This is a genomic window from Anaeromyxobacter paludicola, from assembly GCF_023169965.1.
GTDB classification, from domain to species: domain Bacteria; phylum Myxococcota; class Myxococcia; order Myxococcales; family Anaeromyxobacteraceae; genus Anaeromyxobacter_B; species Anaeromyxobacter_B paludicola.
On sequence record NZ_AP025592.1, the window covers coordinates 3,355,738 to 3,367,746 of the forward strand.

Consider the following 12,009-nt stretch of genomic DNA (forward strand, 5'->3'; position numbering starts at 1 on the left):
TCAGGCGTTGGAGGGGCGGACCCCGCGGCCCCCCGGAAGGCCGCGCGGAGTCCGCCCCGGGTGTTGCGGAAGCTACTTCTGCATCACGAAGTTGCCGGCCTTGTCGACCTTGTAGACGCGGTACAGCTCACCCACGCGGTCGCCCTTCTGGTTGAAGGAGATCTTGCCGGTGTAGCCGGGGAAGTCCTTCAGGTTGTTCACGAGGTAGTTGCGGATGTCGGCGGCCTTGGTGCTCTTGGTCTCCTGGATGGCCTTCACCACCACGCGGAAGCCGTCGCCGGCGAGCACGCCGTAGATCGACGCCGGGGCGCCGCCGTAGGCCTTCTTGTAGGCGGCCAGGTAGGCCTTGGCCTCGGGGGTGTCGAGGTCGGCCGGGACCGGCGGCGACAGGAACTCGAAGCCCGCGGCGGCCTCCTTGCCGGCGATCTTCACGAGGTCCGGGTTGTTGATGGCGTCACCGCCGATGAAGGGCACGTTCCAGCCCATCTGCTTCTTCTGCTTCAGGAGCAGGCCGGCCTCGGGGTAGTAGCCGGTGAAGAAGACGACGTCGGGGCTCGCGGCCTTGAGCTTGGTGAGGATCGCCGAGTAGTCCTGCTCCTTCGGCGTCAGCGCGTCGAAGAAGACCACGTTGGCGTGCTTGGCCTTGAGGATGCCGTTGATCTCGTCGGCGAGCCCCTTCGAGTAGGCCGAGCTGTCGTGGAGGAGGGCGATGCGCTTCGCGCCGATCTTGGCCACGGTGTTGGCGCCGACCTTGCCCTGCTCGTCGTCGCGCGGGCAGGTGCGGAAGAAGTACTTGAGGCCCTTCTCGGTGAGGCGCACGGCGGTGGAGCCGTTCGCCACCTGGACGATCTCGTTCTCGTTGTAGATGTTCTGGGTGGCCTCGGTCACGGCGGAGCCGTAGGTGCCGATGACCGCCGCGATGCCCTTGGTGGAGAGCCGCTGCGCGGCGAGCGAGGCGGTGCGGGGATCGCCGCCGTCGTCCTCGACGATGACCTCGATCTTCTTGCCGTTGACGCCGCCCTTGGCGTTCTGCTCCTGCGCCAGCAGCTCGACGTTCTTCTTCATCTCCTGGCCCTCGCTGGCCCAGGAGCCGGTCATGGGGGCCATGAGGCCGATCTTGATCGTGTCCGCCGCGCGCGCGGTGCCGGTGGCCGAGAGGCCGAGGGCCAGCGCGAGGCCCATCATCTTCTTCATTGGATTCTCCTCGTTTCGGGGGAAGAGGCGACGCGGCGCATTTCACCCCAACGCGCGCCGCCCGGGAAGGACGATTTCACACACGCGTCCCGGATGGAGCAGGTGCACCGACCCTCGCCGCATCGCGGCGAGGGTCGATATCGCGCGCGCTATTCTCCCGAGGCCTGATGCGGGTACTCGATCCGGGTCGGCGGCGCGAAGTTCTCCTTGATGGTGCGCGGCGAGACCCAGCGGATGAGGTTCCACATCGAGCCGGCCTTGTCGTTGGTGCCCGAGGCGCGGGCGCCGCCGAACGGCTGCTGGCCCACCACGGCGCCGGTCGGCTTGTCGTTCACGTAGAAGTTGCCCGCGGCGTCGCGGAGCTTCTCGCCGAGCTGCTCCACCACCGCGCGGTCCTGCGCGAAGATGGCGCCGGTGAGCGCGTAGGGGCTGGTGGCGTCGCAGAGCGCCACGGTCTCGTCGAGCTTCGCGTCCGGGTAGACGTAGATCGTCAGCACCGGCCCGAAGATCTCCTCCTCCATCAGCTTGTGGCGGGGGTTCGTGACCTGGACCACCGTCGGCGAGACGAAGTAGCCGACCGAGTCGTCGCACTCGCCGCCGGCCAGGATCTTCGCCTCGGGCGAGGACTTCGCGAACTCGACGTAGGACTTGATGCTGTCGAAGGCGCCGCGGTCGATGACCGCGCCCATGAAGACGGAGAAGTCCTCGGCCGGATCGCCCATCTTGATGGAGGCCACCTGGGCGAGGAGCTTCTCCTTTACGCGCGGCCAGAGGCTCTCCGGCACGTAGGCGCGCGAGGCGGCGGAGCACTTCTGCCCCTGGGCCTCGAAGGCGCCGCGGCAGAGCGCCGTGGCGAGCGCGTCGGGGTCGGCCGAGGCGTGGCCGAAGATGAAGTCCTTGCCGCCGGTCTCGCCCACGATGCGCGGGTAGCCCTTGTAGCGGGGCAGGTTGCCGGCGATGGTCCGCCACATCCCCTGGAACACCGCGGTGGAGCCGGTGAAGTGGATGCCGGCGAACTCGGGGCTGGCGAGGACCGGGTCGCCGACGGCGCGGCCGGAGCCGGGCACGAAGTTGATGACGCCCGGGGGCAGGCCGGCCGCCTCGAGGAGCTTCAGCACGAACCAGTTCGAGTAGACGGTGCTGGAGGCCGGCTTCCAGACCACCGTGTTGCCCATCAGCGCCGGGGCGGTGGGCAGGTTGGCGGCGATGGAGGTGAAGTTGAAGGGCGTCACCGCGAAGACGAAGCCCTCGAGCGGGCGGTACTCGACCCGGTTCCAGACGCCGGGGGACGAGATCGGCTGCTCGGCCAGGATCTGCTCGCCGAAGGCGGCGTTGAAGCGCCAGAAGTCGGCGATCTCGCAGCAGGAGTCGATCTCCGCCTGGTAGGGCGTCTTCGACTGGTTGAGCATGGTGGCGCCGTTCAGCGTGGGGCGCCAGCCGCCGGCGAGGAGGTCGGCCGCCTTGAGGAAGATGGCGGCGCGGGCCTGGTACGGCATCGCGGCCCAGGCCGGGCGCGCCTCGCGGGCGGCGGCGATGGCGGCGTTCACCTCGGCCTCGCCGGCCTGGTGGAAGCGGGCCAGGCGGTGGGCGTGGCGGTGGGGCGCGCGCACGTCGGCGAGCTTGCCGGTGCGGACCTCCTTGCCCCCGATGACGAGCGGGATCTCGAGCTCCTCGCGGGAGAGCTCGCCGATGCGGGCCTTGAGCGCGCGCCGCTCGGCGGTGCCGGGGGCGTAGGAGAGCACCGGCTCGTTGAAGGGCGCGGGGATGCGGAAGTTGCCGAACGACGACATGGACTGTGCCTCCGGGGTGCGGGGGACGGAAAGAAGGAGGAGTGTTCTAGCGCTATCCGATGATGAAATCTTCCCCGGCGGTCTCGCCCCGCTCGAAGCGGGAGAGCGTGAACCGCTCGAAGATCTCGTCCGGCGGGTCGCCCGCCATCCAGCCGGCCATGAGCTCGGTGACCGCCGGCGCCATCATGAAGCCGTGGCCCACCCAGCCGTTGAGCTGGAGGAAGTTGTCGTACCCGGCCGCCCCGAGGATCGGGTTGTTGTCGGGGGTGACGTCGTAGCAGCCGGCCCACTGGCGCATCACCTTCACGCCGCCGGTGATGGGCATCACCTCGGTGAGGGCGCGCGCGAAGCGGGAGAGGAAGCGCAGCGTCGAGCCCATCTGGATCCCCTCGGGCTCGTTGGGATCGGCCATGCCGCCCACGATCTCGCCGCGGAGGCTCTGCGAGAAGTAGAGGCCGTTGCCGAGGTTGGAGACCAGGGGGCCGAGAAAGGGCTTGAGCGGCTCGGACACCAGGATCTCGTGCCGCTCCGGCTCGTTGGGGAGCTTCACCCCGGCGAGCGCCGCCACCTCGGGGCTCCAGGCGCCGGCCGCGTTCACCACGATGTCGGCCTGGATGGTGCCCTGGTCGGTCTTCACCGCGGTGAGCCGCTTGCCCTCGCTCTCGAAGCCGGTGACGCGGGTGAAGGTGAGCACCTTCACGCCGAGGGCCTCGGCGCGGGTGGCGTAGCCCCAGACGTACGGCCAGGGGAAGACCACCGCGTCGTCCGGGTTCCAGGAGGCGGCGAGGAAGCGGGTCGGGTCGAGCTCCGGCACCACGTCCTTCGCCTCGGCGGGCGTGAGCACGCGGGTGCGCATCCCGTGCTCGTTGTGGAGCACCGCGTTCTTCTCGATCCGCTCCACCTGCTTCTTGGAGGGCGCGAGGAAGAGGTAGCCGCCGCGGCGGAACCAGGTGTTGATCCCCATCTCCGCCGCGAAGGAGTCGCCGATCGCGAGCGACCGCTGCGCCAGCCGGATCATGGTGGGGGTGGTCCACTGGGCGCGGACGCCGCCGCCGTTGCGGCCGGAGGCGCCGCCGGTGAGGTACCCGCGCTCGATCAGCACCACGTCGGTGACCCCGCGCTTGGCGAGGTTGTAGGCGAGGCCGAGCCCCATGATGCCGCCGCCGACGATGACCACGTGCGCCTTCTTCGGCAGCGCGCCCGAGGGGCGCGGCTTCTCGACCGGCGCCGGCTTGCGCGGCACGCCCTCGTCGAGCGGCAGGGCCTCCGGGTCGAGCGAGGCCAGGGCCGAGAAGAAGGTGGGGTGGAGCGGCGGGCGGACGGTGAACGGCATCACCTCGCCCGGCGTGGCGCCGAGCTTGAGGAGCTCCCGCGCCGCGATGGCGAGGCAGGTCTTGCCCTGGCACGGCCCGGTGCCGATGCCGGTGTAGCGCTTCACCGACTCGAGATCCCGGTAGCCCTTCTCGAAGGCGCGCCGCACGTCCTTCACGGTCACGTCCTCGCAGGTGCAGATGAACGTCCTAGCCACGGGCCACCGCCTCCCCGGCCACGCGGCCGGCCTCCGCCGCTTCGGCGGCGCTGCAGGGGCCGGTCACCTCGCCGGCCGCATGGATTCCAGGTGCGATCCGCCCCGCCTCGCCGGGCTTCACCCGGAAGGCGCCGGTCGCGGCGTCGAGCGCCAGCGTGGCGCCGCAGGCGCGGGCCAGCTCGGCCGCCGGCATCCGGTCGGTCGCCACCGCGAGCGCGTCGCAGGAGACCTCGCCGCCGTCCACCAGCGTGAGGCCGGAGATGCGGCTGCGGCCGCGGGCGCGCGCCACCTCGCCCTCCACCAGCTCCACCTTCAGGCCGGCCTGGGAGAACCGCTTCGCCACCGCGGCCGCCTCCGGGCCCTTGCCGAGCACCGCGAGCCGCTCGCCCGGCGTGACCCCCTCCTCGGCGAGGAGCACCGCCAGGCTGCGGGCGGCGTGGATGCCGGGGAGGTCGTTGCGCTCGAAGACCGGCCGCTGGATCCAGCTGCCGCTGCCGAGCACGACCCGAGGGGCGAGGATCCGGCGCATCCGCGAGGGCTCGCCCCGCTGCACCACCGCCGCCTGCGTCCCCTCCTGGCCGGGGTAGAGGCCGATCACGGCCGCGCCCGTCGCCACCTCGCCGCCGGCGCGGCGGACCGCCTCGGCGACCTCCGCGGCCCAGGCCAGCTCCGGATCTCCGGGGAGGCCGAGCCGGCAGCGGAGCCGGCCGCCGAGGGCCGGCTCGCGCTCGGCGAGCAGCACCTTCTTGCCGGCGCGGGCGAGCGCCAGGGCGGCGCCGAGGCCGGCGGGGCCGCTGCCGACCACGAGCGCCTCGAACCGCTCGTCGCTCGCAGCGGGCCACGGCGCCGGGACCTCGTCGGGCAGGAGGCCGAGCCCGGCGAGCTGGCGCGAGGCCTTCACCGCCACGCGGTTCGCGAGCTGGTTCCAGGTCGCCATCTTGTGGTGGTCGATCCCCTTCGGCAGGAGCCAGTCGATGGCGCCGAGGAGGTCGTGCGACGCGCCGCCGACCGCGTTCTGCGTCTCGATCCGCATCCCGTCGCGGCAGGGCGTCTCGCACGCCCGCACGTTGGGGACGCCGTCCACGCGCACCAGGCAGGAGGCGCAGGAGCCGGCGAGGCAGAAGGGACCGCGCGGCCGGTGGTACTTGGGGCTGCGGCTCAGGAGCGGCCGCCCGGCGGCGATCAGGGCCGAGGTCACGCGCTCGCCGGCGCGAGCCGGGACGCGGTGGCCGTCCACCAGGATGGTGCAGTCGGGGGCGAAACGTTCGTTTAGGCGACCCATCTCGCGGCGCAGCATAGCCCCCGCACCGGGCGGTGCAAGGGGGTCCTCGCGCCGCCCTCGCCGCCGCGAATCGCCCGCTTTACTGCGCGTTCCAGCGAGGGCGCGCCTCACCCCGGAGAGGCGCGCCGGCCGGCGGGGAGGACGAGCCTCCCGCCCGCTCAGTTGGGCTGGACGGTGATGCGGGACTTCTGGAGCGCCTGCGCGGCGACGCGCCCGCGGCCGTGGGTCTCGAAGACCGCCGGGGCCTGGAGGACGTGGTCCTCCGGGTCGCCCTCCACCGTGATCCAGACGGTGCCGGTCTCGCAGCGGATGGCGACGCCGTGCCGGCGCCCCTCCGCGCTCCAGGCCTTCCCCTCGTCGAGGTCCACCGTGCCGGTGACGGCGGCGCGGGGGGGAGCGATGGAGGGGCCCTGGGTCGTGTGGCTGTGGTTCATCATGGCGAGGACCTTACGCCCGCGCCGGGTCCCGGTACAGATACAGACCGAGCGAACTGTTACCGGTACAGATGCGCATCTGTTCGATGTGTGCTAGTCAGGGGGAATGGCGTCATCCGTCGAGCAGCAGACCGCCTCCCCGGCCGCATCGGAGGCCCAGATCCCGCGGTATCAGGCCATCGCGCGCCGCTTCGCCCAGGCCATCCGGGAGGGGACGCTCGCCCCCGGCGAAAAGCTCCCGTCCGTACGACGGCTGCGGGCCGACGAGGGGACCTCGGCCTCCACCGTCCTCCAGGCGCTGGCCCAGCTCGAGTCGTCGGGGCTCATCGAGGCGCGGCCCCGGTCGGGGTACTTCGTGCGGGCGCGGACCTCCCTGCCGGTGCCGCGGCCGTCGGCGCCGGGCGTCGAGGCGGGCACGCCGCTCGACGGCGTGAGCGCGCTCGTGGCCGACCTCTACCACTCGGCGAGCGATCCCTCCCTGGTGCACCTCGGGGCCGCGACCCCCGCGCCGTCGCTCCTGCCCAGCGCCGCGCTCGCCCGGGCCCTCGCGGCGGCGACGCGCCGCTCCGGCTCCGGCGGCGTGGAGCTCGCCTACCCGCCGGGGCTGCGGTCCTTGCGGCGCCTCGTGGCGCAGCGGCTCGTCGCGACCGGCTGCGCCCTCGGCGAGGACGACCTCCTCGTCACCGCCGGCGCCACCGAGGCGATCCAGCTCGCGCTGCTCGCCGTGACGAACCGCGGCGACACCGTGGCCGTCGAGTCGCCCTGCTACTACGGCACGCTGCTCGCCCTCGAGGCGCTCGGCCTGCGCGTGCTCGAGGTGCCGTGCCACCCCGAGACCGGCATGGACGTGGACGAGCTCTCGCGACGGCTCGACCTGCACCGGGTGGCGGCGGTGCTGGCGGTGCCGGTCTTCTCGAACCCGCTCGGCAGCAGCATGCCGGACGAGGCGAAGGAGCGGCTCGTCTCCCTCCTCTCGGCGCGGCGGATCCCGCTCATCGAGGACGACGTCTACGGCGACCTCGCCTTCGCCCCCTCCCGGCCGCGCCCGGCCAAGGCGTTCGACCGAGACGGCACGGTGCTCTACTGCGGCTCGTTCTCGAAGACGCTCGCGCCCGGGTTCCGCATCGGCTTCGTCGCGGCGGGCCGGTTCAAGGAGCGGGTGGAGGTGCTCAAGTTCGCGACCAGCATCGCGACCGCCACGCCGGCGCAGCAGGCGCTGGTGCAGTTCCTCGCCGACGGCGGCTACGACCGCCACCTGCGCACGCTGCGCGCGCGGCTCGAGCAGAACGTGGCGCGGGTGGGCGAGGCGGTGGCCGGCTCCTTCCCCGCCGGCACCCGCGTGTCGCGGCCGCGGGGCGGCTGCTTCCTCTGGGTCGAGCTGCCGCCGTCGGTGGACGCGCTCAAGCTCCACCGGCGCGCGCACGACGCCGGGGTGGCGATCGCGCCGGGGCACATCTTCTCCGCGGCGCACGTCCACGCGAGCTGCATCCGCTTCTCCTGCGGCGAGCCCTGGAGCGAGCGGGTGGACGTCGCGGTGCGGCTGGTGGGGCGGCTCGCGGGGCAGCTCGTGGGGCGGAAGGGGAGGTAGGGGCGCCGCCCGGTCGGCAGCGCCCCCGCCCCGGCGCCTCAGTGCATCGGCGCGCCCGCCTCCGCGCCGCTCGCGCCCGGCTGGGCGCGGCTCCCCGCCTGGGCCCGCGCGTAGTTCGCCGCCCCCGCGAAGTCGAGGAACACGCACGGCTCGTCGCCCAGCGTCCAGCCGTCGTGGCCGGGCGGGATGACGACGTAGTCGCCGGGGCCGATGTCCCGCTCCTCGCCGTCGTCCATGACGAGGTGCATCCGGCCGGAGAGCACGTAGCCGGAGTGGGCCACCTCGCAGGTGCGGGTGCCGGCGAGCGGCTTCACGTCGGCGGACCAGCGCCAGCCCGGCTCGAAGACGGCCCGGCCCACCATCCCTTCGCCCGTGTCCACGAGCTCGACCCGGCCGTGCGCCTGGAAGGGCCTGCGCTCGTCCGCCTGCGAGAACTGCTTCACCATCAGCTTCGCCATGCCACCATCCTCCTGCGGGCGCGACGGGCGCCCGCGGGCAAGGATGGTGGCGGCCGGCGCGCGCGCGGCAACCGCGGCGGGGCGGGCCGAAGGGGAGGGCTCCCGATGCGCCGCGGCCGGGCGGACGGGCGCCTTCCGCTCACTCGCCCGAGGCGCGGTCGCGAGCCGGGGCCTCGGGCGCGTTGGCGGCCGCGAGCCGGGGGGCGCGCAGCAGCGGCGCGCCCGCGGGGACCACGCCCTCCCAGCAGGCGACCACGGCGGTCGCGACGCAGTTGCCGACCACGTTCACGCAGGAGCGCCCCATGTCCATGAGCTCGTCGATGGCGAGCAGGATGGCGACGCCCTCGAGCGGCAGGTGGAAGGCGGTGAGCGCGCCGGCCAGCACCACCAGGGCCGACCGGGGGACGCCGGCCACGCCCTTCGTGGTGAGCATGAGCGTGCCCATGATCGCGAGCTGCTCCACGAGCGAGAGGTGCACCCCCGCCGCCTGGGCGACGAACATCACGGCCACCGAGAGGTAGAGGGTGGAGCCGTCGAGGTTGAAGGAGTAGCCGGCCGGCATCACGAAGGCGACCACCGCGCGCGGGACGCCGAGCCGCTCCATCGCCTCCATGGCGCGCGGCATGGCCGCCTCCGACGAGGTGGTGGTGAAGGCCACGATCGCCGGCTCGCGGATGGCGGCGAGGAGCGCCGAGACGCGGACGCGGGTGAGGAGGCGCACCGCGAGGAAGAGCGCCGCGAAGAAGACGAGGAGCGAGCCGTAGAGCGTGCCGATCACCTTGGCGAGCGGCAGGAGCACGCCGAGCCCCTTGGCGCCGAGGGTGCTCGCCATGGCCGCGCCCACGCCGAACGGCGCGAAGCGCATCACGAACCCGACCACCTTGAACATCGCCTCGGCGCCCTGCTCGGCGAGCTCGCGGAGCCGCGCCGCCTTCTCGCCGGCGGCCGCGATCCCGAGGCCGAGGAAGACGCCGAAGACGACGATCTGCAGCACGTCGTTGCGGGCCAGGGCGTCGAAGATGGAGGTGGGGAAGGCCTCGAGCAGGAAGTCCACCGCGCCCTTGGCGTGCGCGAGCTTGCCGGCGGTGGCCGCGTCGGCGGCGAGCCCCACCCCCGCGCCCGGGTGGACGAGGTGCGCGCCGGCGAGGCCGATGAAGAGCGCCACCGTGGTGGCGGCCTCGAACCAGAGCAGCGCCTTCAGCCCGAGCCGCCCGGCCATCTTCCCGCCCGCGCCGGCCAGGCCGGCCACGAGCGAGGTGAGCACGAGCGGGCCCACGATCATCTTGATGAGCCGGAGGAAGAGCTGCCCCACCGGCCGGAGCTGCACGGCGAAGCCGGGGCAGAGCCAGCCGAGGAGCACGCCGGCCGCGAGGCCGATCGCGATCTGGTGGGTGAGCGAGAGCTTGCGGCGGGGAGCGGAGGCGGCGGGCATGGGCCGCCGGTCCCTATCACGGAAGGGGCGGGCCGCCCGACGGACGGGTGGGCGGGGGCATGGCCGTCTGGCTGCCGGCGGCCGGGCTCAGCTCCGGGGAGCGAAGACCAGCCGCAGCCCCAGGCCGAGGAACACCGCGCCGGTGATCCGGTCGAGCGCGCGGGCCACCCGCGGACGCGCGTCCATGGTGCGCCGCACCTTCCCGGCCGCGACGCCGACCACCGCGTTCACGAGGGTGCCGGTCACGCAGAAACTCAGCCCGAGCACCAGGAACTGCAGCCAGATCCGCCCCCGCGCCGGATCCACGAACTGCGGCACGAAGGCGAGGAAGAAGATGGCGACCTTGGGGTTGAGGACGTTCGTCACCACGGCGCGGCGGAACACGCGCTCGGCCGGGCCCGCCTCGGCCCGGGCGCCCGGGGCCGGCGTGGCGGCGAGCGCGGCCGGCGCGAGGAGCGCCTTCCCGCCCAGGTAGACCAGGTACGCGGCCCCGGCCCACTTCACGGCGGTGAAGGCGGTGGCCGAGGAGACGAGCAGCGCCGAGAGCCCGGTGGCGGCGGCGAAGGTGTGCACCGCGCAGCCCGCGCCCACGCCGCAGGCGGCGAGCACGCCCGAGCGCGGCCCGGCGCGCGAGCCGCTCGCGAGCACGTAGAGCATGTCGGGGCCGGGCGTCAGGTTGAGCGCGACGCCGGCGGCGAGGAAGGCGACGTAGACGTGGAGCGAGACGATCACGGTGGGGACCTCGGACCCCCGAGCCTAGCCGAGTCCGTCCGGGCGCGCTCGTCCATGGCGGCCGTCCAGCGGTCGAGGTGGCGGCCAGGGGCGTCCGGTGTTCTCGGTGCCGCGGCTCCGGCGCTCTCGGGAGCGCGGCCTGGCCGGTGGGCCGGCGCGAGCGCTACTTCGCGATCTTCCGCGGGCTCGGGCCGGCGGCCTCGGTCCAGTAGACGTTCGCTGCGTCCACGGCGATGCACTTCGGAGAGGCCAGCCCGGACGCGAGCGTCGTCACGGTGACCACGGCCCCGCCAGCGAGGGGGACCTTCTTCACGGCCCCGTCCTGGATCGACGACATCGTCGCCTGCTCGACCCAGTAGACGTTCGATCCGTCGACGGCGACCCCGTACGCCATGTTCGGCTGGCCCGACGCGAGCAGCGACGCGATGCCGCCGGTCTTCCTCACGCTCGCGACGCCGTAGTTGGACGGAAAGTAGACGCTGGTCGCGTCGAGCGCGAGGAGCCCCGCGCCCGTTCCGGTGGCGAGCAGCGTGACGGTCCCCCCGTTCAGCCCGGTCTTCTTGACCGCTCCGCTCGACTCGGTCCAGTAGACGGCGCTCCCATCCACCGCCACCCCGACCGGCCAGTCCAGGCCCGAGGCCAACGTCGTCACGCTCCCGCCGCCGATGGAGACCTTCTTCAAGGCGCCGGCCGGCTGGTACTCCACCCAGTAGACGCTGGCCGCGTCCACCGCGATCGCGGTCACCTGGGCGAGCCCACTCGCCAAGGTGGTGGCGCTCCCGCCGGCGAGCGGGACCTTCTGGAGGGTCCCGCTCAGGCTGTTCTCCGCGAAGTAGACGCTGGTGGCGTCGATCGCGATCGCCTGCGGGTTCGTCAGGCCGGTCGCGAGCGTGGTCGCCGCGCCGCCGCCGCGGGCGATCTTCCTCACCGCCCCGGCCGTCTCCGTCCAGTAGACGGAGGTCGCGTCCACCGCGATCCCCCACGCCCCGGCGCTCTGGCCGAGCGTGACCGGCGCGGGCAGCACCGAGAAGGAGCCGGTGGACGAGGCCGTGCCCGACGGCGTGACGACCTCCACCGGGCAGCTCGACGCGCTCATCGCCGGGACGGTGAAGACCACCTGTGTCGTCGAGACACTGGTCACGGCGGCGCTCACGCCGCAGAGCGAGACGCTCACGCCCGTCGAGGTGGCGGGGAAGCCGGTCCCGGTCACGGTCACGGAGCTGCCTGGAGCGCCCGCCGCGACGCTCAGGCCCGTGATGGACGGCGGCGTCGAGCCACCGCCCCCCGCTCCCTCGCAGGAGCAGACCGACGTCAGGATGTACGTATGGCGCCAGGCCTCACAGGCGGCCGCGTCCGCGAACGGCCCCGCGGTGCCGCTGTAGCCGCCCATGACCGAGGCGCACTGCGTCCCGGAGCAGGTCCAGCTCACGGAGCACACGCCGCTGGTCTGTGAGCCGGGGGACTGGGAGCCTCCGGCTCCGCACGCCGTCAGTGCCGCGACGACTACAGCGAGACCGAACCGGGGCTTCGTCGCCATGGATGGCCACCTTGTCGCACCCCCCGCGAGGTGC

The 12,009-nt window shown here is 73.3% G+C and carries 10 protein-coding genes; 1 reads left to right on the forward strand and 9 read right to left on the reverse strand.

What is annotated here, in order from left to right; all coding sequences use genetic code 11:
• Positions 1-72: 72 nt before the first annotated feature.
• The 5 genes from AMPC_RS15025 to AMPC_RS15045 form a co-directional block, all read right to left on the reverse strand.
• Positions 73-1,194, reverse strand: coding sequence for a branched-chain amino acid ABC transporter substrate-binding protein (locus tag AMPC_RS15025; protein ID WP_248342228.1), 1,122 nt, complete (start codon positions 1,192-1,194; stop codon positions 73-75).
• A gap of 149 nt (positions 1,195-1,343) precedes the next feature.
• Positions 1,344-2,984, reverse strand: coding sequence for an L-glutamate gamma-semialdehyde dehydrogenase (gene pruA / locus AMPC_RS15030; RefSeq protein ID WP_248342229.1), 1,641 nt, complete (start codon positions 2,982-2,984; stop codon positions 1,344-1,346).
• Positions 2,985-3,036: 52 nt separating this feature from the next.
• Positions 3,037-4,512, reverse strand: a complete 1,476-nt coding sequence (locus AMPC_RS15035; RefSeq protein ID WP_248342230.1) for an FAD-dependent oxidoreductase — start codon at positions 4,510-4,512, stop codon at positions 3,037-3,039.
• Positions 4,505-5,794, reverse strand: coding sequence for a 2Fe-2S iron-sulfur cluster-binding protein (locus tag AMPC_RS15040; protein WP_248342231.1), 1,290 nt, complete (start codon positions 5,792-5,794; stop codon positions 4,505-4,507). Before AMPC_RS15040 ends, AMPC_RS15035 begins: the two co-directional genes overlap by 8 nt.
• A gap of 158 nt (positions 5,795-5,952) precedes the next feature.
• The gene (locus AMPC_RS15045) at positions 5,953-6,231 is read right to left on the reverse strand and encodes a DUF2917 domain-containing protein (RefSeq protein ID WP_248342232.1); all 279 of its coding nucleotides are present in this window, start codon (positions 6,229-6,231) and stop codon (positions 5,953-5,955) included.
• A gap of 103 nt (positions 6,232-6,334) precedes the next feature.
• On the opposite strand from AMPC_RS15045, the gene AMPC_RS15050 reads away from it, so the two are divergent.
• Positions 6,335-7,816 carry an aminotransferase-like domain-containing protein gene (locus AMPC_RS15050; RefSeq protein WP_248342233.1) on the forward strand — a complete coding sequence of 494 codons (1,482 nt, stop codon included), beginning with the start codon at positions 6,335-6,337 and terminating at the stop codon, positions 7,814-7,816.
• Positions 7,817-7,854: 38 nt separating this feature from the next.
• Here AMPC_RS15050 and AMPC_RS15055 read toward each other — a convergent pair whose 3' ends face one another.
• The 4 genes from AMPC_RS15055 to AMPC_RS15070 form a co-directional block, all read right to left on the reverse strand.
• Positions 7,855-8,274 (reverse strand): cupin domain-containing protein, encoded by a 420-nt coding sequence (locus AMPC_RS15055; RefSeq protein ID WP_248342234.1) that lies wholly within the window; start codon positions 8,272-8,274, stop codon positions 7,855-7,857.
• 139 nt (positions 8,275-8,413) lie between these two features.
• Positions 8,414-9,706 carry a dicarboxylate/amino acid:cation symporter gene (locus tag AMPC_RS15060; RefSeq protein ID WP_248342235.1) on the reverse strand — a complete coding sequence of 431 codons (1,293 nt, stop codon included), beginning with the start codon at positions 9,704-9,706 and terminating at the stop codon, positions 8,414-8,416.
• Between the two features lie 87 nt (positions 9,707-9,793).
• Positions 9,794-10,438: a LysE family translocator gene (locus AMPC_RS15065; RefSeq protein ID WP_248342236.1), complete on the reverse strand. Its 645-nt coding sequence runs from the start codon at positions 10,436-10,438 to the stop codon at positions 9,794-9,796.
• A 163-nt stretch (positions 10,439-10,601) separates the two neighbouring features.
• Positions 10,602-11,867, reverse strand: a complete 1,266-nt coding sequence (locus tag AMPC_RS15070) for an IPT/TIG domain-containing protein (protein ID WP_248342237.1) — start codon at positions 11,865-11,867, stop codon at positions 10,602-10,604.
• Positions 11,868-12,009 lie beyond the last annotated feature (142 nt).